Annotated in this window: 21 protein-coding genes and 1 pseudogene; 14 read left to right on the plus strand and 8 right to left on the minus strand. The window is 62.7% G+C overall.

Annotation, left to right across the window (positions count from 1 at the left end; all coding sequences use genetic code 11):
• Position 1 precedes the first annotated feature (1 nt).
• The 3 genes from FHK92_RS19990 to FHK92_RS20000 form a co-directional block, all read right to left on the minus strand.
• A complete protein-coding gene (locus FHK92_RS19990) occupies positions 2-412 on the minus strand; it encodes a RidA family protein (RefSeq protein ID WP_003182257.1) in 411 nt (136 codons plus the stop codon).
• Positions 412-1,716 carry a flavin-containing monooxygenase gene (locus FHK92_RS19995; protein WP_181289576.1) on the minus strand — a complete coding sequence of 435 codons (1,305 nt, stop codon included), beginning with the start codon at positions 1,714-1,716 and terminating at the stop codon, positions 412-414. Before FHK92_RS19995 ends, FHK92_RS19990 begins: the two co-directional genes overlap by 1 nt.
• A 237-nt stretch (positions 1,717-1,953) precedes the next feature.
• On the minus strand, positions 1,954-2,868 hold the full coding sequence (locus tag FHK92_RS20000) for a LysR family transcriptional regulator (protein ID WP_181289577.1): 915 nt from the start codon (positions 2,866-2,868) through the stop codon (positions 1,954-1,956).
• Positions 2,869-2,986: 118 nt separating this feature from the next.
• Between FHK92_RS20000 and FHK92_RS20005 the strand changes: the two genes are divergently transcribed.
• From FHK92_RS20005 to FHK92_RS20040, 8 genes and pseudogenes are all read left to right on the plus strand, one after another.
• Entirely contained in the window at positions 2,987-3,826 is an 840-nt protein-coding gene (locus tag FHK92_RS20005) for a pirin family protein (protein ID WP_181289578.1), read from the plus strand.
• Between the two features lie 46 nt (positions 3,827-3,872).
• The gene (locus FHK92_RS20010) at positions 3,873-4,949 is read left to right on the plus strand and encodes an alkene reductase (RefSeq protein ID WP_181289579.1); all 1,077 of its coding nucleotides are present in this window, start codon (positions 3,873-3,875) and stop codon (positions 4,947-4,949) included.
• Positions 4,950-5,114: 165 nt separating this feature from the next.
• Positions 5,115-5,537, plus strand: coding sequence for a nuclear transport factor 2 family protein (locus FHK92_RS20015; protein ID WP_181289580.1), 423 nt, complete (start codon positions 5,115-5,117; stop codon positions 5,535-5,537).
• Positions 5,534-6,290: pseudogene (locus FHK92_RS20020) on the plus strand (SDR family NAD(P)-dependent oxidoreductase). Before FHK92_RS20015 ends, FHK92_RS20020 begins: the two are co-directional and overlap by 4 nt.
• Before the next feature lie 3 nt (positions 6,291-6,293).
• On the plus strand, positions 6,294-7,541 hold the full coding sequence (locus FHK92_RS20025; protein ID WP_181289581.1) for an NAD(P)/FAD-dependent oxidoreductase: 1,248 nt from the start codon (positions 6,294-6,296) through the stop codon (positions 7,539-7,541).
• The gene (locus FHK92_RS20030; RefSeq protein WP_181289582.1) at positions 7,538-8,353 is read left to right on the plus strand and encodes a DUF1365 domain-containing protein; all 816 of its coding nucleotides are present in this window, start codon (positions 7,538-7,540) and stop codon (positions 8,351-8,353) included. The genes FHK92_RS20025 and FHK92_RS20030 overlap by 4 nt, the downstream gene beginning before the upstream one ends.
• Positions 8,325-9,593 (plus strand): SAM-dependent methyltransferase, encoded by a 1,269-nt coding sequence (locus FHK92_RS20035; RefSeq protein ID WP_181289583.1) that lies wholly within the window; start codon positions 8,325-8,327, stop codon positions 9,591-9,593. Before FHK92_RS20030 ends, FHK92_RS20035 begins: the two co-directional genes overlap by 29 nt.
• Complete coding sequence (locus FHK92_RS20040) at positions 9,590-10,081, plus strand: DUF2878 domain-containing protein (RefSeq protein ID WP_181289584.1); 492 nt, start codon at positions 9,590-9,592, stop codon at positions 10,079-10,081. Before FHK92_RS20035 ends, FHK92_RS20040 begins: the two co-directional genes overlap by 4 nt.
• A gap of 17 nt (positions 10,082-10,098) precedes the next feature.
• Here FHK92_RS20040 and FHK92_RS20045 read toward each other — a convergent pair whose 3' ends face one another.
• The 4 genes from FHK92_RS20045 to FHK92_RS20060 form a co-directional block, all read right to left on the minus strand.
• Complete coding sequence (locus tag FHK92_RS20045; protein ID WP_181289585.1) at positions 10,099-10,404, minus strand: DUF6482 family protein; 306 nt, start codon at positions 10,402-10,404, stop codon at positions 10,099-10,101.
• A complete protein-coding gene (locus FHK92_RS20050) occupies positions 10,401-10,940 on the minus strand; it encodes a DUF3833 domain-containing protein (RefSeq protein ID WP_181289586.1) in 540 nt (179 codons plus the stop codon). The genes FHK92_RS20045 and FHK92_RS20050 overlap by 4 nt, the downstream gene beginning before the upstream one ends.
• A complete protein-coding gene (locus tag FHK92_RS20055) occupies positions 10,937-11,503 on the minus strand; it encodes a chalcone isomerase family protein (RefSeq protein ID WP_181289587.1) in 567 nt (188 codons plus the stop codon). Before FHK92_RS20055 ends, FHK92_RS20050 begins: the two co-directional genes overlap by 4 nt.
• Before the next feature lie 97 nt (positions 11,504-11,600).
• Positions 11,601-12,656, minus strand: coding sequence for a LacI family DNA-binding transcriptional regulator (locus FHK92_RS20060; protein WP_181289588.1), 1,056 nt, complete (start codon positions 12,654-12,656; stop codon positions 11,601-11,603).
• A 127-nt stretch (positions 12,657-12,783) separates the two neighbouring features.
• Here FHK92_RS20060 and FHK92_RS20065 point away from each other — a divergent pair, with 127 nt between their 5' ends.
• From FHK92_RS20065 to FHK92_RS20075, 3 genes are all read left to right on the plus strand, one after another.
• A complete protein-coding gene (locus FHK92_RS20065) occupies positions 12,784-13,740 on the plus strand; it encodes a TIM barrel protein (protein WP_181289589.1) in 957 nt (318 codons plus the stop codon).
• Positions 13,724-14,893: a Gfo/Idh/MocA family protein gene (locus FHK92_RS20070; protein WP_181289590.1), complete on the plus strand. Its 1,170-nt coding sequence runs from the start codon at positions 13,724-13,726 to the stop codon at positions 14,891-14,893. The genes FHK92_RS20065 and FHK92_RS20070 overlap by 17 nt, the downstream gene beginning before the upstream one ends.
• Positions 14,894-15,034: 141 nt before the next feature.
• A complete protein-coding gene (locus FHK92_RS20075) occupies positions 15,035-15,937 on the plus strand; it encodes a sugar phosphate isomerase/epimerase family protein (protein ID WP_181289591.1) in 903 nt (300 codons plus the stop codon).
• Between the two features lie 10 nt (positions 15,938-15,947).
• Here FHK92_RS20075 and FHK92_RS20080 read toward each other — a convergent pair whose 3' ends face one another.
• Positions 15,948-16,406 (minus strand): metallophosphoesterase family protein, encoded by a 459-nt coding sequence (locus FHK92_RS20080; RefSeq protein WP_181289592.1) that lies wholly within the window; start codon positions 16,404-16,406, stop codon positions 15,948-15,950.
• A 126-nt stretch (positions 16,407-16,532) separates the two neighbouring features.
• On the opposite strand from FHK92_RS20080, the gene FHK92_RS20085 reads away from it, so the two are divergent.
• The 3 genes from FHK92_RS20085 to FHK92_RS20095 all read left to right on the plus strand — a co-directional run bounded on the left by FHK92_RS20085 (position 16,533) and on the right by FHK92_RS20095 (position 22,232).
• Positions 16,533-18,101 (plus strand): sensor domain-containing diguanylate cyclase, encoded by a 1,569-nt coding sequence (locus FHK92_RS20085; protein ID WP_181289593.1) that lies wholly within the window; start codon positions 16,533-16,535, stop codon positions 18,099-18,101.
• A gap of 117 nt (positions 18,102-18,218) precedes the next feature.
• Complete coding sequence (locus FHK92_RS20090; RefSeq protein WP_181289594.1) at positions 18,219-20,222, plus strand: peptidase U32 family protein; 2,004 nt, start codon at positions 18,219-18,221, stop codon at positions 20,220-20,222.
• 270 nt (positions 20,223-20,492) lie between these two features.
• A complete protein-coding gene (locus FHK92_RS20095; RefSeq protein ID WP_181289595.1) occupies positions 20,493-22,232 on the plus strand; it encodes a dipeptidase in 1,740 nt (579 codons plus the stop codon).
• Positions 22,233-22,256: the final 24 nt, after the last annotated feature.

Raw genomic sequence — 22,256 nt, forward strand, 5'->3', positions numbered from 1 at the left:
CTTATTCGGGGATGACCGCGATCACGTCGATTTCCATCAGCCACTGCGGCTGGCCGAGGGCGCTGACCACCAGCCCGGTGGAAATCGGGAATACGCCCTTGAGCCATTTACCGACCTCCTGATACACCGGCTCGCGGTAGCGCGGGTCGATCAGGTAAGTGGTGGTCTTGACGATGTGGCTCAGGTCGCTGCCGGCTTCTTCCAGCAATTGCTTGACGTTGCGCATGGCCTGCTCGGCCTGGGCACGCGGGTCGCCGAGGCCGACCAACTGGCCGTCGAAATCGGTGCCCACCTGTCCTCGGACATACACGGTGTTGCCAGCGCGCACGGCCTGGCACAGGTCGTTGTCCAGGGTCTGGTTCGGGTAGGTGTCCTTGGTGTTGAACATGCGGATGCGAGTATGAGTAGGCATCAACGAACTCCCGTCAGGCTGGTTTTCAAAGGTTGCGAATCACGTTGGGATGCATCGCGGTAGTCGAAGTACGTGCGCTGTTTGACGATGTGCTCGGTGATATGCCGAGCGTCGTGCCACACGCCCCAGATGAACGCCGAGCCGCGCCGCGAGAGCCATGGCAGGCCGACAAAATAGAGGCCCGGCTCGTTGCTCACGCCGCGCTGATGCCGAGGCTTGCCGTCGGCTTTCAGCACATCGACGTTCAGCCAGCTGTAGTCCACCGAATACCCGGTGGCCCAGATGATGGTCGTGACGCCCGCTTCGACCAGGTCCAATGCCAGGATCGGATCGGTCATGCATTCAGGATCAGGCAACAACCGGCGCGCCTCGGGCTCGGGCGGCAGGTCCAGGCCATTGCGCTCGATATAGGCATCGGCGGCGTCAAGCAAGGCCAGGTAGTTTTCATCACCACGGGCGATGTTCTCGGCCAGGTTGGACTCGAAACTCACCAGGCTGCCGTCGAACGCCCGGGTCAGGCCCACCAGCGTGATGCCTTCGTGGGCCAGCCGACGAAAGTCCACGGTGTGGCCGCCCCGCGCGCCACTCACGGCGATGGTGACGTGCTCCTTGCCCGGCTTGACCGCTTCGGCATCCCACTCGCCCAGCACCCCCAGCCACCAGCAGAAATCCCGGTTGCGATAGGCGCGTGGTGGGCGATCGTGAGCCCCCACCGAGAGATAGACCTGCTTGCCGGCGCGCTGCAATTCATCGGCAATCTGCACTCCCGACGATCCTGCACCGACCACCAGCACGGCACCTTCGGCCAACTGCGGGGGGTTGCGGTATTGCGCCGAATGAATCTGCGTGACCGTGGCCATTTCAGGCGCGATAGGCGGGATGACGGGGCGCTGGAAAGGACCGGTGGCGACCACCACATTTCTGGCTTCGATCAGGCCGTCCGACGTATCAACGGTAAACCCCGGACGACCGACAGTGCGCTCGACCTTGCGCACTTCCACCCCGGTGCGGATCGGCGCATTGAATTTGCGGGCATAGGCCTCGAAGTACTCGGCCACCTGGTCCTTGGAAGCAAAGGCATCGGGATCCAGGCCGGCGAATTCGAGGCCGGGAAAGCGGTCATGCCAGGCCGGGCCGTTGGCGACCAGCGAATCCCAGCGCGACGTGCGCCAGGCCTCGGCGATGCGGTTGCGCTCGACCACCAGGTGCGGCACGCCTTGGCGGCTCAAATGTTCACTCATGGCGACACCGGCCTGGCCGGCACCTATTACAAGCGTATCGATGCGTAGGGTTTCAACGGGCATGTCTGGGCACTTCCGGCAGTGGGTTTGGCTCAGGTCGGCGCAGTGCCGCCTCGGGTTTCGGTTTCTTGTTATTCTGCGATTTCAGCTATCGAAATGAGCTGTCGAGGCGATTGTGTTGGCAGGCGGGAATTTGCGAAACGAGGGTTTTTGTTGTGGCTGGGAAGGAAAAAACTGCTCGGTCCGGCGTTGCGCCAACCGAGGGCAATCCTAGGTTCAAAAAGTACCGAAAAGGTGCATTCAGCTAGGCCGGGCGGGGAACGCCTTGAGCTCGAGCTTCTCCATCACCAGCGCAATGAATGCCGAGACCGCCAAGGGCAGTTGCCGTCGGCTTGGGTAGAGCACGTTCAGGCCGAAGCCGCTGCGTTGGTACTGCGGCAGTACGCGCACCAACCGGCCAGCCTCCAGGTCCATGGCGCTCAGGGCCGACGGCAACACGGCGATGCCCAGGCCCGCCACCGCTGCCTTGCGTAACGCCTGGGCGGTGTTGGCGTTGAAGCGGCTGGGTATCTGCACTTCCACTTCATGGCCATCCGGACCGATGAGTTGCCACTGGCTCAGTCCACTGGGATGGGGAAAGTTCACGCTGTAGTGCCGAGCCAAGTCGTCCAACGACGTCGGCATGCCCCACCCAGCGATGTAGGCCGGACTGGCCACCATGCCGTCGCTGGCATTGCTGATCAGTTGCCGGCCGACATACCCCGAGTCCTGCAACGCGCCGCCTCGAAACGCGACATCGACGCGATCGGCGATCAAGTCGACCCGGGAATCACTGAGCACAAAATCGAGTTGCACCCGCGGATGCGCGGCGAGGAAGTCGGCAATCCATTCCATCGGGAAGAAATCGAAGAAGTCCGCCATCGCGGCGATCCGCACCAGGCCGGCCGGTTCGTCGCTGCCATGCATCAAGGCCTGGCCCGCGTCGATCAAGCCGTCCACCGCGCCCCCGCAACGCTCATAGAATCCCTCGCCCACGTGGGTCAACGTGAGCTTGCGGGTGGAGCGCTGTAACAACCTTGAGCCCAGTTGCACTTCCAATTGCTGGACACGCCGGCTCACGGTGTTCGAAGGCATGCCCAAGCGCCTGGCCGCTTCGGCAAAACTGCCGCTGCGCACCACTTGGACAAACAGCGCCACGTCGTTCAAGTCCAGCATCGACATTCCTTCGTTTATTGGATGAGTTCAATCCGATTGTATCGGCTAATCAAGCCATTGGAAGCCGCTTACTCTTTGCCCATCGAAACCAACGTCTCCAGAACGGCGAGGACCTTTCATGAACAGCATCGTCGCGACGCCACCGCGCGCCATCGTCCACCGCACCCGTGGCAGCAGTCATGGCCCCATCATCCGGCTCATGAGCCCCGGCGACTTGGGTCAATTGTGCAAACCTTTCGTGTTCCTCGATCTGTTCGAATTAAGCGCCAAAGGCATGCCACGCGGCTTCGGCATGCACCCTCATTCCGGGATCGCGACGCTGACCTACATGATCGAGGGCGAAGTGGTCTACGAGGACACCACCGGCAAATCCGGCACGCTACCGAGTGGCGGCATGGAATGGATGCAAGCCGGCAACGGCGTATGGCATGACGCCCGGCCCGTTGGCGGCTCGCCCATACGCGGGTTTCAACTCTGGGTAGCGTTGCCGCCCGACCAGGAGAATGCCCCGGCCCACAGCGTCTATCTCGCCCCCTCCGAGATTCCTCGGGACGGTCCGGCGTTGGTCCTGCTCGGCCAATACGGCGCCGCGCGCAGCAGCGTCGCCGCACCCGCCGGCATGAACTACCTGGCCGTGCAGCTCAAGGACAAAGAGCGCTGGCGCTACACACCGCCGGCAGGCCACGACGTTGCGTGGCTGGCCGTGAACAGCGGCAGCCTCGACGCGGGCGCAAATGTCGCTGCCGGTGAGATGGTGGTCTTCCAGGTCTGCGCCACAGCCATCGACATCGTTGCCCGGGGCGCGACCTCCTTCGTGCTCGGTTCGGCGGTCAAGCATCCCCACGACCTGGTGATGGGTCACTACTCAGTCCACACCAGCGAGGCGGCGCTGGAACAGGGCGAAAGCGAAATCCGCCGCATCGGCGCCCAGTTGAAACAACAAGGGCGGCTGGCCTAGCCGTCCCTCGATCTCCATTTCCATTCCTGTTAATCAAAGGTGCCTCATGAGCCACATCGGTCTTGATCTTCTGCTGTCACGCGTCCAGGTTGGCAAGCTGTCCCTGAAAAACCGCATGGTCATGGCCCCCATGACCCGCAGCCGCGCAGGTGACAGCGATGTCGCGACGCCGCTCATGGCCGAGTATTACAGCCAGCGGGCCAGCGCCGGCCTAATCGTTACCGAAGGCTCGCAGGTTTCGGCCCAAGGCAAGGGCTACCTGCGCACCCCCGGGATTTTCACCAGCCAGCAAGTCGCCAGCTGGAAACAGGTGACCGACGCTGTTCACGCCCAAGGTGGGCAAATCTACTTGCAACTCTGGCACGTGGGCCGGTTGTCCCATTCCCTGGTCCAGGCTGACGGCGCCCTGCCCGTGGCCCCGTCGGCGATCAAGGCCGACGGTGAAATCTATACCGCCGAAGGCCTCAAGCCCTATGAATTGCCCCGGGCCCTGGCGCTGGATGAAATCCCTAGCGTGGTCGATGATTTCCGCAAGGCCGCCCTCAACGCCAAGCTCGCCGGTTTCGATGGAGTGGAGATTCACGGTGCCAACGGCTACCTGATCGACCAGTTCCTGCGTGACGGCACCAACCAGCGCACCGATGCCTACGGCGGCTCGATCGAGAACCGCGCACGCTTCCTCAAGGAAGTGGTCGAGTCGGTGATCGAGGTGTTCGGCGCCAGCCGCGTTGGCGTTCGCCTGTCGCCGATCTTCAGCTATTTCTCGATGAGCGACAGCCATCCCCAGGCAACTTTCGACCACGCGGCCCGGATGCTCAGCCGCTATGGCCTGGCTTACCTGCACATTGTGGAACTGGGCGAAGGCCCGTTCGATTTCCTCGAACTCAAGCGGCGCTTTGGCGGGCCGTACATTGCCAACGGCGGCTACAGCGCTGAACGTGCGAGCATGGCGATCAGCCAGGGCTCGGCGGACTTGGTGGCGTTTGGCACACCGTTCCTGGCGAATCCGGACCTGGTGGAGCGTTTCAGGTTGGGTGAGGCGTTGAACGCGGCAGATCCAGCCACGTTCTATCAGGGCGAAGAAGCGGGTTATACGGATTATCCGAGCCTGCCCACGCAATAAAGGCAGGCACACAGCGGGGCGCATGGAAGCGCTCCATTGCTCGCCACCTTGAGTTGTACAAAACTGCGAAATACTTATACAAAACACTTTATCTCGTACAACTCATGCAGTACGCTCCGAATACTTGTACAGGAATACCACCATGTACAACTTTCGGAGCCTGACATGTCTGCCTTTCTCAAGGGTTTCGCCCACGCGTTCGCCGAACTGGACGCCAGCCGTCTGGCCGAACTCGACAGGCTCTACAGCGACGATGTGCTCTTCCAAGACCCATTGCACCGGGTCGAAGGGCTGCCGGCCTTGCGCGATTACTTCGCCCAGCTCTACGCCAACGTCCGCGACGTGCATTACGACTTTCATGGCTACGATGAAACCGCCACCGGCGAGGGCTACCTGCGCTGGACGCTGCGCTTTCGTCACCCGCGCCTGAACGGAGGTGCACCGATCGAATTGGCAGGCTGCAGCTACTTGCGCTGGAACGATCGGGTCTATCTGCATCGGGATTTCTTCGACGCCGGCGCCCTGCTCTACGAGCACTTGCCTCTCTTCGGGCCGCTCATTCGCTGGCTCAAGCGGAGGCTGGCATGAGCCGCATCTGGCTGACCGGTGCCAGCAGCGGAATCGGCGCCGAGCTGGCTGCGGTGCTGCTTGGACAGGGTCATCGCCTGGCATTGAGCGCGCGGCAAATCGGCCCACTGCAAGCCTTGGCTGAACGCTATCCAAACCAGGTATTGGTGCTGCCGGGGGACCTCAGCGATCCCGCGCAGGTGTCCGGCATTATCCAGCGCATCGACGTCGAATGGGCCGCGCTCGATCAGGTGATTCTCAACGCCGGCACCTGCGAATACCTGGAACCGGGGCAGTTCGACACACACCTGGTGCAACGTGTACTCGATACCAATCTGTTGGGCACCTGCCATTGCCTGGAAGCAGCCCTGCCCCTGTTGCGCCGAGGCCAGGCGCCGCACCTGGTTGCGGTGTGCAGCGCGGTGACCTGGCTGGCCTTGCCCAGGGCCGGTGCCTACGGCGCATCCAAGGCTGCGTTGCGTTACCTGCTCGAGTCGTTGCGCATCGACCTGGCCGCCGAAGGCATCGACGTCACCCTGGTGAGCCCCGGTTTTGTCGATACGCCTCTGACCCGGCGCAATGACTTTCCCATGCCGCAGATCTGGCCGGCACAACGGGCTGCGCAGCACATCGCGCGGCGCTTGAGCGCGCGCCCGCTGGATATCGCGTTCCCGTGGCTGTTCATTTTTGTCATGCGGTTGCTCGGGCACCCTGCCCGCGCGCTGGCGCCTTGCGCTTGGCCGTCGTCTTTCACGCAACGCCGGGGAGGCTTGAACCATGCGCATCGCAATCATTGGCAGCGGTATCTCGGGGCTGACCTGCGCCTACCTGTTGGCCCGCCAGCATCAGGTTACGGTGTTCGAAGCCGATGGCAGGATCGGCGGCCATACCCATACGGTTGATATCGATTGGGAGGGCCGACGCTACGGCGTGGACACTGGCTTCATCGTGTACAACGACTGGACCTACCCGAACTTCATCCGCCTGCTGGACCAGTTGGACGTGGCGTCACGCCCGACGGAAATGAGTTTCTCGGTGCAGGACCCGGTGTCCGGCCAGGAATACAAAGGGCACACCCTGGGCAGCCTGTTCGCCCGCCGACGCAACTTGTTGTCTCCAGGCTTCTGGGGCATGTTGCTGGACATTCTCAGGTTCAACCGCGAGGCAACTGCGGACCTGAAGGCGCAGCGTATCGACGGCGCCACTCGGTTGGGCGATTACCTGCGTGATCGGCGCTACGGCCAACGTTTCATCAACCACTACATCGTGCCGATGGGCTCGGCGATCTGGTCGATGTCGCCCGCCGGCATGCTCGAATTCCCGCTGCAATTCTTCGTGCGGTTCTGCCATAACCACGGCCTGCTGTCGGTGAACCAGCGGCCGCAATGGCGGGTGCTCGAGGGTGGCTCCCGCGCCTACATCGAGCCGTTGTGCGCACGTTTTCGCCGGCGTATTCATCTCGACTGTCCGGTGCAGCGGGTCAGCCGGGACGCCGACGGCGTGACCGTGCACAGCCATCGTGGCCCGGAGCGATTCGACAAGGTGGTATTCGCCTGTCACAGCGACCAGGCCTTGGCGCTGCTCGAAACCCCAAGCGTCGACGAAATCGACGTGCTCAGTGCCCTGGCCTACGCCCACAACGAGGTGCTGCTGCACACCGACACCCGATTATTGCCACGGCGCAAGAATGCCTGGGCGAGCTGGAACTACCGCCTGGGCGGTCCACCCCAGGCACCCGCCGCGCTCACCTACAACATGAATATCCTCCAAGGGTTCGATGCCCCGGTGACTTTCTGCGTGAGCCTGAACCAAGGCACGTCGGTGGACCCGGCCAAGGTACTCGCCCGCTTCGACTATGCACACCCGCAATACAGCCTCGCCGGCGTCGCTGCCCAGGCCCGGCAAAATGACCTGCAAGGACAGCAGCACAGTTATTTCTGCGGCGCTTATTGGGCCAGCGGCTTCCATGAGGACGGCGTGGTCAGCGCACTCGCCGTGGCGGAGCATTTCGGAGAAGTGCTTTGAACAGCAGCGTGTGCCATGGCTGGATCGATCATCGGCGCCGGACGCCGCGCGCCCACGCGTTCCGTTATCCCATCGGCATGCTTTACCTGGACCTCGCCGAGCAGGCGCAAGTGCTGGGCCTGTCGCGTTTATTGCAACCATGGCGGGTGGCGCCGCTGTGCTGGCGCGAGCGGGATTATCTGCCGGTCCTGACCCGCAAGGGTGTTCCGTTGATTCAAGCCGTGCGCGAGGTGCTGGAGACAGCCTTGGGCACCGCCCCTCAAGGCGAAATCCATCTGCTGACCCAACCACGCAGTTGGGGCCTGTCGTTCAATCCGGTGAGTTTTTACTTCTGCCACGAAACCGACGGGCGCCTGGCGGCAATCCTCTGTGAGGTGCGCAACACACCCTGGCGAGAACGCCACCATTACGTATTGCCGGTAACCCCCGGCGCGCCGAACCTGTTCCAAGTCGCCAAGGCGTTCCATGTTTCACCGTTCCTGCCACGGGACATGGACTACCGCATGCGCTTCCTGATCCAGGACTCGCACATCCGCGTGCGCATGGAGAACTGGCGCGCCGGCCAGAAGGTGTTCGAGGCCGACCTCGCACTGCAACGTCGCCCCCTCGACGCACCCGCACTGCGTCGCTATGTGCTGGCGTTTCCGTGGATGAGCCTGCGCACCGTGAGCGCCATCTATTGGCAGGCCCTGCGCCTGCTCTTCAAACGCACGCCCCTGCACGACCATCAGGCCAGTGATGGCGACCTGAGCGTCGGCGAAACCGTCCATAAGGATCCAGACCATGTCCGAACCCACCTTGAGCGTCACTAAGGCCAGCACTGGCTGCCCGTTGAGCGGCGGCCTGTTCAAACAGGCCGTGTTCGCACAACTGCGCCGCCTGCGTCACGGCCACCTGCGCCTGGTGCTCGACGGCGATACGTTGAGCTTTGGCGACACGGCCAGCCCTCTGGTGGCCGAGGTCGAGATACTGGACAGCGCCGTATGGGGCATGGTCGCCGGCAATGGTTCGATCGGTGCCGGCGAGGCGTATATCCACGGCTACTGGCGCAGCAACGACCTCACTGCCGTCAGCCGGCTGTTCGTCGCCAACCTTGACGTGCTCGATGCGATGGACAGCGGCCTGGCTCGCCTGGGCCGGCCTTTGCTACGCGGCTTGCACTGGCTCAATCGCAACAGCCGCAAGGGCTCGCGTCGCAATATCATGGCCCATTACGACTTGGGCAACAGCCTGTTCGAACGCTTGCTGGATCCGACGATGATGTATTCGGCGGCGATGTTCGAATACCCCGAACAAAGCCTCGAACAGGCCCAGATCAACAAGCTCGAACGCATCTGCCGGAAGCTCGATCTGCGACCCGGCGACCACCTGCTGGAGATCGGCACCGGTTGGGGTAGCCTGGCCATCCATGCCGCCACCCATTACGGCTGCAAAGTCACCACCACGACGCTTTCCCAAGAGCAGTACGCGCATACCTGTCAACGTGTCGCGGCGCTGGGCTTGCAACAACGCATTGAAGTCTTGTGCCAGGATTACCGCGACCTGGAAGGACGCTTCGATAAATTGGTGTCCATCGAGATGATCGAGGCCGTCGGCCATCGCTACCTGCCCGAGTATTTCCGCCGCTGCGCCGCGCTGCTCAAGGAAGACGGCCTGATGCTGATCCAGGCCATCACCATCCGCGATCAGCGTTACGACCAGGCCCGGCGCTCGGTGGACTTCATCCAGCGGCACATTTTTCCCGGTGGGGCGCTGCCATCCCTGTCGATGCTGCTCAAGACCGCCAGCGCCCAGACCCCGCTCAACTTGCTGCACCTGGAAGATTTTGGCGCGCACTATGCCCGCACCCTGCGCCACTGGCACGACAACTTCCGCCAGTCGCGCCAGGCCCTGCTGGAGTTGGGGTATGACGAGACATTCCAGCGCCTATGGGAGTTTTACCTGTGCTATTGCGAGGGCGGATTCCAGGAGCGCGCCATTGGCGTCGCGCAACTGCTGTTCGCCGCCCCCGGAGCCCGCCCCGCGCCCTTGCTGGAGCAGCGTCAAGCATGACCCGCCGCACCGCGCTTGTCGCCAATGCACTCTGGCTGCAATTGGGCTGGTGGGCGTGTGTGCTGGGTGCGCATCAGCCGGCGTGGCTCGCCGCCGTGGTGGTTGGGTTGCTGGTTCACCTGCTGTCGTGCGCCGACCCGAAGGCCGAGCGCCAGGTGCTGTTGCGTGTCGGTGTGAGCGGCATGTTGCTGGATGGGAGCCTGGGAGTCTTGGGCCTTTTCGACTTCGGTGCCAGCCCGTTACCGCTGTGGCTGGCGCTGCTCTGGCTGGTCTTCGCCAGCGGGCTGCGCCACAGCCTGGCATGGGCTGGAGAAAAGCTGTGGCTTGGCGTCCTCGCGGGAGCAGTCGGCGGCCCCCTCGCCTATTGCGCGGGCGCGCCATTGGCCGGTATTTCACTGCCACTGGGTGTGCTCGGCACCGCCCTCGTGCTGGCGCCGCTCTGGGCGATATGGCTGCCGCTGGCTGTGCGCCTGGCCGATGTCCACTGACCCGAACATCGGTCTGTCTACCAAGGCTCATCGAGGAACAGCGGCAAGCGCAACGGCTCGATCGTCCCTTCACGCTGGCCGCACATTTCATCATGAACGACATGTTGAACCAGCGTGCAGGGCAGGCGCGGCACATCATGCAAAAGCTCGCGCAGATGAGTGGTGGAGCGCACCCTAAACGAACGCCCCGACTCATCAAGTAACGTGTGCACTTCCCGGTCCAATCGGACGCGCAGGAGGTAGATTCCGCCTTCCAGTGAGAGCAATTCCAACTCGACTACCCGACCCTCGACGGCCACTTGGAGGAGTTCTTTCAAAGTCATGGCGCGTCCCCCGCATCGCGACGGAAGAACAGCGTCACTTGTCCCAGTTCGATGCCGGCTTTGCTCATGCTGGAGCGGTTGATCAGCGTGTCCTCGTCCATCAGGTACATCCAGTCGTCAAACGTCACCTCGTAAGTGGAATCGTCTACTGGCAGGTTCAGTCGATAGCGCCAGCGCAGGGTATTGCCCGCCACCTCCCCCAACGCTTCGCCAATCACATCGTCGGCGCGGCCACTCCAAAGTCCCGGTCCGGTTGGCGTCAATGTCCAGACTCGACGCTGCTGGCTGCCGTCGCTGTAGAGAAAGCGCTCGTCGAGAATCAGCCGATCGCCATCGTGGCGACTGGAAATATCCACTTCAAAGCGCTTGATCACTTCGCCCGAGCGCTTCTGATAGATGCCCCAGGCCTTGACGGGTTTGCTGAAGAAACGCTCCAGGTCGAGTCGCGGTTGCTGGTCGGCATAGCGGCCAACGTTCACGTTGCCGCAACTGGTCAGGCCCATCACCAGCAACACGATGGCCAGAAGACGGATCATGGCGTGCTCCTTTTTTCATTTGACGCATCGAGCCCCAGCAATCGTTGGCGCAGCTCGGGATGGCGGGTTTGCGGGGCGAGCCAGATCGAGAAAAAAAGTCGGGCGAACCGCGCGTCGGCCACTTCGTGGGAAAGACGCCCATCGACATAAAAGCGACAGCCTAGGCCGGGCATGTACACGCCGGTGATCCGAGTGCCGGGTTGCACATCGACAAAGGCACGACGCATCTGCGCCGCCCAGGCTTCCAGGCGCCCTGCATCCTGCACCGTGCCGGTGACGCGTTGCATTTCTTCGAGGCTGGTTTCGACCAGGTCCTGCTTGCTGATGCGGCGTCGATAATCGAGCTCAAGGGCAAAAGGCGTGTCCAGGCTCGGCTTGGGCTCGGTGCTCCAAAGCCGTGCCTGGTAGACATCGAAACCGTACCAGCGAAAATCCGCCTCACCGATCAGATTCGCTCCGGGCAAAGCCTCGCGCCAATCCGACAAGGCAGCGCTGGCGTACAGCGCCAGAGCAAGGCTCATGGCAATGATCAAGCGGTGGCGGGCGGCATAGGATCTGTGCATTTGGGCAAGCAACCGTGTTGCGAAGGCAAACCGATATTTGTACAAGAACTGAGTTTTGTACAGCTTTTTTGCAGACAAATACTCTGAGGACTTTTCGCTAGACGCTTTCCTGTACGTCGATCTGCAAGGGTACGACCCGTCTCCCCACCGGCCCCGCCGACGTGGCTGTCGCAGCCTCGACCAAGGCATCGACGGCTTCTTCGGCCAGGGTGGCCACCGGATGGGACAACACCGCCTGGACCAGCCCGGTTTTCAATGCGTCCCGAGTGAGCGGGGTCAGGTCGTGGCAGACCACGACGGGCAGGCGCAGTTGCCGTTCCTGGAGGCTGCGCAGGGCGCGCAACACCCCGGCGATACCGCCGCCGGCCACGTAGAGCCCCGCCAGGTCGGGTTCTGCCGTGAGCAGGTCAAGCGTGTTGCCATAGGCAAATTCATCGTCCTCCAGGGTCAGTCGCGAGGCGAGCAGTTCCCATTCGCTGGAGTGCTCCGCCAGGTAGCTGCGAAAGCTCAGTTCGCACAATTCCTGGCACTGGAAACGCTGGCTGCTGAGCATGACCGCCGCTGGACCGGGCTGTCTGGCGAGGCGGCTGATGAACCAGCCAGCGGTGCGTCCGGTGAGGCGGTTGTCGAGGCCGGCGTAACCGGTGCCGGCGCTGCTTGATAACTCCGATAGCAACGCCACGACGGATATGCCTGTCTCACGCAATTGAGCCACCGCCTCACGCACCCTGGGATGATCGACCGCCACCACGCCGAGGCCGTCCACTTGGTCACGCAAGGCCAGGATGCGTTGCGCCACGTTGGTCGGATCAAGATCGTCGAGGTAGCCGATGACCACGCGAATCCGCGCTCGCGTGCAGGTCGCAGCGGCGTTTGACAGGGCATGGGCGAGCCCCTGGTAGAAAGGCACCCCGCTTTTCTGCAACAGGAACCCCAGCCGCAAAGTAGGACGGTCGTTGAGCACGCGTTGCTCGATCACGCCCTTGGCATGAAAGCCCAAGCGCCCCGCCGCTGCCGCGATGCGCTGGGCGGTGTCGGCGCGGACATCGGCTCGCAGGTTCAGCACGCGGTCTACCGTCGACAGGCTCACACCGGCTTCCCGGGCGACGTCGGCCATGGTGGGGCGAAGTTTTCGGCGGGGCTGCTTTGACATGTCTTGACACCTCTTTTGGGCATGATGAGGTGTTTTGACATATTAAGCCATCAGCCCATGGCCCGCTCCGCGCCGAGGCAATAGCATCAGGGCAAGACAAAAACAACAACACCGCCGGAGTGCTTCCATGGCGATTCACATCTGCACGGCGCCCTGCTGCTGGGGCGTCGATGACATCAAGAACCCGTTCCTGCCACCCTGGCGACACGTGCTGGGCGAAGCCGCCGAGGCGGGTTATCGCGGCATCGAATTGGGGCCTTACGGCTATTTGCCGCTAGAGGTCGAAACCCTCAAGCCTGCGCTGTCGGAGCACGGCCTTCACATCGTCGCGGGGACGATTTTCGATGACTTGGTCAGCCCGGCCAACCTGCCGGAGTTGCTGCGCCAGACCCACGCCATTTGCGGGTTGCTCAAACAGTTGCCGCCCATCGAACCGCAACCCGGCCAACGCTTCGGCGGCCCTTACCTGGTGATCATCGACTGGGGCCACGACGAACGCGACTACGCCGCCGGCCACTCGGACCGCGCGCCACGCCTGGACGACGCGCGTTGGAACGCGATGATGGCGCACATCCGCGCCATCGCTGACATCGCCTGGCACGCCTACGGCATTCGCGCCGTCATCCATCCTCACGCGGGCGGCTATATCGAATTCGCCGATGAGCTGGCGCGGCTGGTGGATGAAATTCCCCACGAGGTCGCCGGACTGTGCCTGGACACCGGCCACCTCTATTACGCGGGCATGGACCCGCTCGCGTCGCTACGCACCTACGCTCCTCGTGTGGATTACCTGCACTTCAAGGACATCGACCCGGTGGTCTTCGACCAGGTGCTGAACGAACGCATCCGCTTTTTCGCCGCCTGCGCCCGGGGCGTGATGTGCCCGATCGGGCGTGGCGCCATCGATTACCCCGCGTTGCATCGCCTCCTGCATGAGCTTGGTTACCAAGGCTGCATCACCGTCGAACAGGAGCGCGACCCGCGCAATGCCGCCACCAGCCTGGAAGACGTGGCGGCCAGCCGCGCCTTTCTCTCCCGCATCGGTTTCCAAGCGCTGAGGAATCCTCATGATCAACGGCAGTAACATCCTTGCCCGGCCGATCCGCTGGGCCATGGTCGGCGGCGGCGAAAACAGCCAGATCGGCTACATCCATCGCTCGGCCGCGCTGCGCGACCGCAACTTCGAACTGGTTGCCGCCGCGCTGGACATCGACCCTGAGCGTGGCCGGGCGTTTGGTCAACGGTTGGGGATCGATCCGGCGCGCTGTTATCCGGACTACCTGAGCCTGTTCGAGCTGGAAGCTCAACGACCCGACGGCATCGAGGCGGTGTCGATCGCCACCCCCAACGGCACGCATTACGCCATCACCCGCGCGGCCCTTGAAGCCGGTTTGCATGTGGTCTGCGAGAAACCGCTGTGCTTCACCCTCGACGAGGCCGAGGCGCTGCGGGACCTGGCCAAATCCAAGGGCCGCATCGTTGGCCTGACCTACGGCTATGCCGGGCACCAGTTGATCGAGCAGGCCCGGGCGATGATCGCCGCCCACGAGCTGGGGGAGATTCGCATGGTGCACATGCAATTCGCCCACGGCTTTCATAGCGCACCGGTAGAGGCGCAGAGCCAGGCAACGCGATGGCGCGTCGATCCGCGCCAGGCCGGGCCCAGTTATGTGCTGGGGGATGTCGGTACGCATCCGCTGTACCTGTCCAAGGTCATGCTGCCGGAGTTCAAGATCAAGCGCCTGATGTGCAGCCGGCAAAGCTTCGTCGCCAGCCGTGCCCCACTGGAGGACAACGCCTACACCTTGATGGAATACGAAAGCGGCGCGATGGGCATGGTCTGGTCCAGCGCCGTGAACGCCGGTTCCATGCACGGTCAGAAAATCCGCGTGATCGGTTCCCGGGCGAGCCTGGAGTGGTGGGATGAGCGTCCCAATCAGCTGAGTTTCGAAATCCAGGGCCAACCCGCGCAAGTCCTGGAGCGCGGCATGGGCTACCTGCATCCGGACGCGTTGCAAGACGATCGCATCGGTGGCGGCCATCCCGAAGGGCTGTTCGAAGGCTGGTCCAACCTCTATCGCCGCTTCGCCCTGGCCATGGACGCCGCCAACCGTGGCGACGCCAAGGCCCTGGCCGCGCTGCGCTATCCCGACATCGACGCCGGCGTGGACGGCGTGCGCTGGGTCGAGCGCTGTGTGGAATCGGCCAATAACGATGCCGCGTGGGTCGCCTATTGACCGCTGCCGGAGAATTCCTGTGGCGAGGGAGCTTGCTCCCGCTGGGTCGCGAAGCGGCCCCTGTCTTGGGACTGCTACGCAGTCCAGCGGGAGCAAGCTCCCTCGCCACAGGTAATCAATATTGATAAATGGAGAACAACAATGAAAATCGCCCTCGATCCCTACATGCACCGTCACCTGAGCCTGCCGGAGCTGTGCCGCAAGACCGCCGAGCTCGGCTACCAATACCTGGAGCTGTCGCCACGGGAAGACTTCCTGCCTTGGTGGGTACGCCCGCGGGCCCACAAGGAACGCATCGCCGAATTCAAGAGAGCCCTGCGCGACCATGATCTGCAACTCGCGTCGCTGCTGCCGATGTACCGCTGGGCCAGCCCGCACGAGGACGAACGCCGGGCGGCGGTGAATTACTGGAAGGAAGCGATCCAGGTCGCCGTGGAGATGGGCTGCACCACGATGAACTCGGAATTCGGCCGCGGGCCGTCGCCTGATCGCGGGCACAAAGTCAGTTGCTGCGGTGGCCTGCACAGCCATGAATCAAGCGAAGCGGCCTGGTGGCGCTCGATGGAGGAACTGGTGCCGATCCTCGAATCCGAAGGCGTCACCCTCAACGTCGAGCCGCATCCGGAAGACTGGTGTGAGACGCTGCACCCGGCCCTGGACATGCTCAAGACCATTGGCTCGGACAACGTCAAGTTCCTCTACTGCACGCCTCACACGTTCTACTTCGGCGATGACATGAAAGCCATGATCGCCGAAGCCGGATCGATGATTGCTCATGTGCACATCGCCGACACCTACAACCACAAGGCCTCCTCCGGCCTGCGCTACATCGTCAACCCGCCCGGCGCCAAAGTGACCGTTCACCAGCACATGGACATGCACCAGGGCGAAATCGACTGGGACCTGTTCTTTGGTGAGCTGGCCAAGACCGGCTTCGATGGCATCGTCACCGCGTGCGTGTTTGGCTGGGAGGAACGCGCGGATGAGTCCGGGCGCTTCATGCGCCAGGAAATCCAGGCCTACATCGACAAGTACTTCAGATAAACCGTGCTCGTCACGGCAGCAACGGCACGATCCGCGGCTCGATCGCCTGCTCGCTGACCTCCAGCAGCGCCAGCGTCACCGGCAGCTTGAACCGCCGCCGGCCGGCGCTGCCCGGGTTGAGATAGAGCCGCTCGCCGCGCCATTCGATCAGCGGTTTATGGGAATGGCCGGTGATCACCAGCCTCACGTCCGGGTCAAGTGGCGCCGGCACGTCGGCGATGTCATGGACCAACAGCCCTGGCCATCCGCCAAGGTCAAACTGCAGGCAATCGGCAATGTGCCCTGCCCAATCGGCCCCCAGGTCGTTATTTCCCCGCACCACGTGCAGCTCGGCGATGGCCGACAATGCCTCCAGAATCTGCGGGCTGCCAATATCACCGGCATGAATGATCCGCTCGCAGCCTTGCAGCGCCGCAAGCGCTTCGGGGCGTAGCAGGCCGTGGGTGTCCGAAATGACGCCAACTTTCATGAACCTTCCTCCTGCGGCGTGTGTCGTCGGCTATATCTGCCTCGTCGCAGTTAGCTAACGTGCTGAAATCGAATAGGATAGGCTCCGCGCTGTAAGGCGCGCACCTGTCGTGGAAAGGATAAGTCAATGCTCGGACGCAAGCAGCCAGAGCCAAAAATCGAAAGCCCCGATGAAGCCTTCTCCCAGCAGGCTGTGCGAGCCGGGGCGGCGTTTCGGCTGACCGTCAGCTTCATGCTCGTGGTCATCATCGCCTTCCTGGCCGTCGAGGGCTGGCGGACCTGGCGTGATTATCGCGCGGCTTTTGCATCTGCCCGCGATTCGGTCACAAACCTGGCCCGGGCGACGGCCCAGCACGCCGAAGACACCATTCGACAAGTGGACGTCGCCACCGCCGCCCTTGCCGAGCGCGTGGAAGGCGATGGCCTGCAGAACATGGACATCCCACGGATTCACAGGCTGCTGGTACAACAGGCGGCGATCATGCCGCAGTTGCACGGGCTGTTTATCTACGGCCCGGACGGCCAATGGCTGGCAACGGACAAGGAAGTGATCCCGGAAACCGCGAACAATGCCGACCGCGACTATTTCCAATACCACCGCACCCACGAGGACCGGCGCGTACGCATCGGCGAGGTGATCAACAGTCGCTCCACCAACGACTTGATCATTCCGGTCTCCAGACGCCTGAACAACCCCGACGGATCGTTTGCGGGCGTCATGCTCGGGACCGTCAAGGTCAGCTATTTCGTCGATTACTACGGAGATTTCAAGATCGATGACAAGGGCGCACTGGTCCTGGCGACACGCAGTGGAACGATCCTGGTGCGCCGGCCCTTCGTCGCCTCGGTGATCGGCAAGAGCCTGGTCAACAGCGTGATCTTCAAAGACTACCTGCCTACGTCCAACCAGGGCACTGCCGAAGCCAAGGCCGTCGTCGATGCTACCGAGCGCCTCTACGGCTATCGGGCCCTGACCACCTACCCATTGGTAGTGGAAGCCGGCCTGTCCCGGGAGTCGATCATCGGCCCGTGGCGTCGCGACCTGCTCAAGACCGGGCTGGTGCTGGTGTTCCTGATTTCGGTACTGGTGGCTTTCGGTCTTATTGTGCTGAGCCAATTGCGCTACCGCATGACCATGGAAAAGCAGATCCGCAGTGCCCACCAGGCCATGCGCGACATGGCGCTGACCGACAGCCTGACCGGGCTGGGCAATCGCCGGCGGCTGGACATTGCCTTGGCCGATGAGCTGCGCCTGGCCAAGCGCCAGGGTTCATCCCTTGCGCTGATCATGCTCGACGTCGATTACTTCAAGCGCTTCAACGACCGCTATGGCCACGCGGCCGGTGATGACTGCCTGCGGGCCATTGCCGGCGCGATCGGGCAGACCATCAAGCGGCCTGGTGACCTGGCGGTCCGCTACGGTGGCGAGGAGTTCACCGTGTTGCTGCCCAACACGGACAGCCCAGGCGCCGCCAAGGTCGCGCAGCAAATCCTCGAAGCCGTGCGGGCCTTGAACATCGAGCATGGCGATCATCCCTTGGGGATCGTGACCATCAGCGCCGGCATCACCACCTGCCAGCCAAGCAACGAGGACGCGACCCCGGCCATGCTGATCAAGGCTGCGGACGCCTTTTTGTACCTGGCGAAGAACACCGGGCGAAACCGCTGGTGCAGCGCCGGTGCATCCCGGCCCTGACGCAGCGATCAACCGCATATCGCCTCATATCGCCCAATGTCCGGTTGCGCAGGTGCCGATCCGGCGCCTGGCGGCTACAATGCGCGCTTCGACCGTGACCAGCCTGACTAAAAAAACATGTCCTTGCCTAAACATCATCTGGAATTGCTCAGCCCCGCCCGCGACGTGACCATCGCCCGCGAGGCCATCCTGCATGGCGCCGACGCCGTGTACATCGGTGGCCCGAGTTTCGGCGCGCGTCACAACGCCTGCAACGAGGTGAGCGATATCGCCCAGTTGGTGGAGTTCGCCCATCGCTACCACGCTCGGGTGTTCACCACGATCAACACGATCCTGCATGACAACGAGCTGGAGCCGGCCCGCCAGTTGATCCACCAGCTCTACGATGCCGGCGTCGATGCCCTGATCGTCCAGGACCTGGGCGTGATGGAACTGGACATTCCGCCGATCGAGCTGCACGCCAGCACCCAGACCGACATTCGCACCCTCGCCCGGGCGAAATTCCTCGACCAGGCCGGTTTCTCGCAGTTGGTATTGGCCCGTGAGCTGAACCTGCAGGAAATCCGCGCCATCGCCGACGAAACCGACGCGGCCATCGAATTCTTCATCCACGGCGCCCTATGCGTGGCGTTTTCGGGACAGTGCAACATCTCCCACGCGCAAAACGGCCGCAGCGCCAACCGTGGCGACTGCTCCCAGGCCTGCCGCCTGCCCTACACCCTCAAGGATGACCAGGGCCGAGTGGTCGCCTACGAAAAACACCTGTTGTCGATGAAAGACAACAACCAGAGCGCCAACATCCGCGCCCTGGTGGAGGCTGGCGTGCGCTCGTTCAAGATCGAGGGCCGCTACAAGGATGCGGCCTATGTGAAGAACATCACCGCATACTATCGCCAGCGCCTGGACGACGTCCTCGAAGACCGTCCGGACCTGGCTCGCGCCTCCAGCGGCCGCGTCGCGCATTTCTTCGTGCCGGACCCGGACAAGACCTTCCACCGTGGCAGCACCGATTATTTCGTCAGCGAGCGCAAGATCGACATCGGCGCCTTCGATTCGCCGACGTTCACCGGCGTACCGGTGGGCGTGGTGGAGAAAGTCGGCAAGCGCGACTTGCAGGTGGTGACGTTCGATCCGCTGTCCAACGGCGACGGCCTCAACGTGCTGGTCAAGCGCGAAGTGGTGGGCTTCCGGGCCAACATCGCCGAACCCAAGGGCGAGTTCCTTGATGACGAAGGCCAGAAGCGCTACCGCTACCGCGTCGAGCCCAACGAAATGCCGGCCGGCATGTACCAGTTGCGCCCCAACCATCCGCTGAGCCGCAACCTCGACCACAACTGGCAACAAGCGCTGCTCAAGACCTCCGCCGAGCGTCGCGTGGGCCTGGCCTGGGTCGCGAAGTTGCGCGAAGAGCGCCTGGAGCTGACCGCCACCAGCGAAGAAGGCATCAGCGCCAGCGTGGCCCTCGAAGGTTCCTTCGGCGTGGCGAACAAGCCGGAACAGGCCCTGGAACAATTGCAGGACCTGCTCGGCCAACTGGGCACCACCGAGTATCACGCCACGTCGATCAAACTGGACGCGCCCCAGGCGTTTTTCATTCCCAACTCCCAGCTCAAGGCGCTGCGCCGCGAAGTGATCGAAGCCCTGACCGCAGCACGGGTTGCAGCGCACCCACGGGGCGGGCGCAAGGCCGAGACCACGCCGCCGCCGGTGTACCCGGAATCGCACCTGTCGTTCCTGGCCAACGTCTACAACCAGAAGGCCCGGGACTTCTACCACCGCCACGGCGTCAAGCTGATCGACGCGGCGTTCGAGGCCCACGAAGAAACCGGCGAAGTCCCGGTGATGATCACCAAGCACTGCCTGCGTTTCTCGTTCAACCTCTGCCCCAAGCAAGCCAAGGGCGTCACCGGCGTGCGCACCAAGGTTGCGCCGATGCAACTGATTCACGGTGATGAGGTGCTGACCTTGAAGTTCGACTGCAAACCCTGCGAGATGCATGTAGTGGGCAAGATCAAGGGGCACATCCTTGACCTGCCGTTGCCGGGCAGCACGGCGCAGCCGGTGGTTGGGCATATCAGCCCGGAAGATTTGCTCAAGACGATTCCTCGCGGGACGCATTGAATCCAGTCACCACCGAACCCTGTGGGAGCGAGCTTGCTCGCGATAGCGTCGGCAGGATCAGCATTGATGCAAGCTGACCCACCGCCATCGTCGGATCGCCGCCCGGAGCAAGCTCGCTCCCACAGGGGATTTTTCATTTCTGCGCCGTTTGCGCTTTTCCGGGCGACATATTCCGTTCAAGGGGCTCCCCCAACCCGCATTCATGATGCTAGGTTGTAAGTGATTGTTTTATCTAACGACACTTTTCCCCTGCAAAGGAATGCCAGCCACATGAACTTCCCGTTCAAGCGTCTTGCCATTGCCACCCTCGTCCTGTCCAGCCTGTCTTCCTTGCCGATGTCGGCCAACGCCAACATCACCGCGCAACAGAGCTCGACCTTCATCAAGACCTTCGCCGATACCTCGGTCAGCGATTTCCGCCAGTTCCTGGCAAGCGTCACCAAGAGTGACCTGGCCAAGTCCGCCAATCTTGGCCCGGCTATCAGCGCTTTCCAAGACAACAAGCCCCTGTCCGCCGAGCAGCAGAACGAAATCCACCGGCTGCTGGGCATCTACGCCCGGGTGAAGTACGGCAAGGCCGCCACCGATACCTTGCGCCAACTGGTGGAAATTCCGACCTATCGCAAGGACGGCGTGGCCCAGCATGAAAACCCCGAGTTCCTGAAGATCGCCGAGAAAATCCAAAGCCTGGCCAAAGACTTCAACCTCAACTTCCGCAACATCGACAACCGCGTCTACGAGATTTCCCTCGAAGGCAGCGGTGACGAAGTCGTCGGCATTCACGCCCATGCCGACGTGGTGCCGGTGACGCCGGAAAACTGGGTGCTCAAGGACGGCACCAAGCTCGATCCGTTCAAGGTCACGCTGGTGGGCGATCGCATGTACGGTCGGGGCACCGAGGATGACAAGAACGGCATCGTCGTGGCGCTCTACGCCATGAAGATCATCAAGGAAGAAAAACTGCCGCTGGCGCGCAATTTCAAGCTGATGGTCGACACCACCGAAGAAACCACTGGCGACGCCATTCCCTATTACTTCGAGCGCAACCCGACGCCCAATTACAACCTCGCGCTGGATGGCAGCTACCCGGTAGTGATCGCCGAGAAGGGCTATGGCACGGTCATGGCCAACTTCCCTCGTCGTGCGGGCCAGGGCAAAGGCGCCGAAATCACCGGGCTGACGGGTGGCATGGCGACCAACCAGATCCCATCGACGTCCGTGGCAACCTTTGCGACGGACAAACCCGCCGAACTGGCCGCCAGCCTGCTCAAGGCCGGCACCGACTACGCCAAGGCCAATGGCAACGACTTCGAGGTAAAAAGCGAGGTGGACGGCAAGACCGTCAAGCTGACCTTCACCGGCGTTTCCGCCCACTCCTCCGAGCCCGAGTCAGGCGTCAACCCGGTCGCCAGGATGCTGGTGTTCATCAACGGCCTCGACGGCAAGGTCGCGCTCAAGCACAACCACATCACCGACGCCGCCCGTTACGCCACTGACAATTGGGGCCTGGATTACCTGGGCAAGAAACTCGGCATCGGTTTCTCCGACGCATTCATGGGCCCGCTGACCGCCTCGCTGACCTACGTCGGGATGGATGACAAGGCTTTCAAGCTTGCCGTGAACCTACGGGTGCCCGTGGGCAAGCCGACCGAAGCGCTGAAGACCGAAATCAACGACAAACTCTCCGCCTGGGCCAAGAAGTCCAAAGTCGCGGTGGCCTTCGACAATTCAATTGACGAGCCGATGTACCGCAACCCCGAAGGCGAATGGGTCAAGGCGCTGCTGGCCGTCGCCACCGAAAACCTGGGCATGGAGCATAAGTTCGGCACCTCGGCGGGCGCCACTTCGGTCCATGACTTGCCGAACGGCGTGCAATTCGGCCTGGCCATGCCCGATGTGAAGTACACCGGTCACAACGACAACGAGTTCAAGACCGTGGAGCAGTTCCTGCTGGATCTGCAGGTCGTGACCGAAATGATGGGGCGGATTGGGCAGTTGCCGAAGCTCTAACTATTCCTGCCCAGCAATGCTATC

Origin of the sequence: Pseudomonas brassicacearum subsp. neoaurantiaca (assembly GCF_013608025.1) — a bacterium.
Classification (GTDB): domain Bacteria; phylum Pseudomonadota; class Gammaproteobacteria; order Pseudomonadales; family Pseudomonadaceae; genus Aquipseudomonas.

Excerpts from the sequence above, each read along its gene's own strand:
- FHK92_RS19990 (WP_003182257.1), bottom strand. The coding sequence starts at position 412 with ATGCCTACTCATACTCGCATCCGCATGTTCAACACCAAGGACACCTAC.
- FHK92_RS19995 (WP_181289576.1), bottom strand. The coding sequence starts at position 1,716 with ATGCCCGTTGAAACCCTACGCATCGATACGCTTGTAATAGGTGCCGGC.
- FHK92_RS20000 (WP_181289577.1), bottom strand. The coding sequence starts at position 2,868 with ATGCTGGACTTGAACGACGTGGCGCTGTTTGTCCAAGTGGTGCGCAGC.
- FHK92_RS20005 (WP_181289578.1), top strand. The coding sequence starts at position 2,987 with ATGAACAGCATCGTCGCGACGCCACCGCGCGCCATCGTCCACCGCACC.
- FHK92_RS20010 (WP_181289579.1), top strand. The coding sequence starts at position 3,873 with ATGAGCCACATCGGTCTTGATCTTCTGCTGTCACGCGTCCAGGTTGGC.
- FHK92_RS20015 (WP_181289580.1), top strand. The coding sequence starts at position 5,115 with ATGTCTGCCTTTCTCAAGGGTTTCGCCCACGCGTTCGCCGAACTGGAC.
- FHK92_RS20025 (WP_181289581.1), top strand. The coding sequence starts at position 6,294 with ATGCGCATCGCAATCATTGGCAGCGGTATCTCGGGGCTGACCTGCGCC.
- FHK92_RS20035 (WP_181289583.1), top strand. The coding sequence starts at position 8,325 with ATGTCCGAACCCACCTTGAGCGTCACTAAGGCCAGCACTGGCTGCCCG.
- FHK92_RS20040 (WP_181289584.1), top strand. The coding sequence starts at position 9,590 with ATGACCCGCCGCACCGCGCTTGTCGCCAATGCACTCTGGCTGCAATTG.
- FHK92_RS20045 (WP_181289585.1), bottom strand. The coding sequence starts at position 10,404 with ATGACTTTGAAAGAACTCCTCCAAGTGGCCGTCGAGGGTCGGGTAGTC.
- FHK92_RS20050 (WP_181289586.1), bottom strand. The coding sequence starts at position 10,940 with ATGATCCGTCTTCTGGCCATCGTGTTGCTGGTGATGGGCCTGACCAGT.
- FHK92_RS20055 (WP_181289587.1), bottom strand. The coding sequence starts at position 11,503 with ATGCACAGATCCTATGCCGCCCGCCACCGCTTGATCATTGCCATGAGC.
- FHK92_RS20060 (WP_181289588.1), bottom strand. The coding sequence starts at position 12,656 with ATGTCAAAGCAGCCCCGCCGAAAACTTCGCCCCACCATGGCCGACGTC.
- FHK92_RS20065 (WP_181289589.1), top strand. The coding sequence starts at position 12,784 with ATGGCGATTCACATCTGCACGGCGCCCTGCTGCTGGGGCGTCGATGAC.
- FHK92_RS20070 (WP_181289590.1), top strand. The coding sequence starts at position 13,724 with ATGATCAACGGCAGTAACATCCTTGCCCGGCCGATCCGCTGGGCCATG.
- FHK92_RS20075 (WP_181289591.1), top strand. The coding sequence starts at position 15,035 with ATGAAAATCGCCCTCGATCCCTACATGCACCGTCACCTGAGCCTGCCG.
- FHK92_RS20080 (WP_181289592.1), bottom strand. The coding sequence starts at position 16,406 with ATGAAAGTTGGCGTCATTTCGGACACCCACGGCCTGCTACGCCCCGAA.
- FHK92_RS20085 (WP_181289593.1), top strand. The coding sequence starts at position 16,533 with ATGCTCGGACGCAAGCAGCCAGAGCCAAAAATCGAAAGCCCCGATGAA.
- FHK92_RS20090 (WP_181289594.1), top strand. The coding sequence starts at position 18,219 with ATGTCCTTGCCTAAACATCATCTGGAATTGCTCAGCCCCGCCCGCGAC.
- FHK92_RS20095 (WP_181289595.1), top strand. The coding sequence starts at position 20,493 with ATGAACTTCCCGTTCAAGCGTCTTGCCATTGCCACCCTCGTCCTGTCC.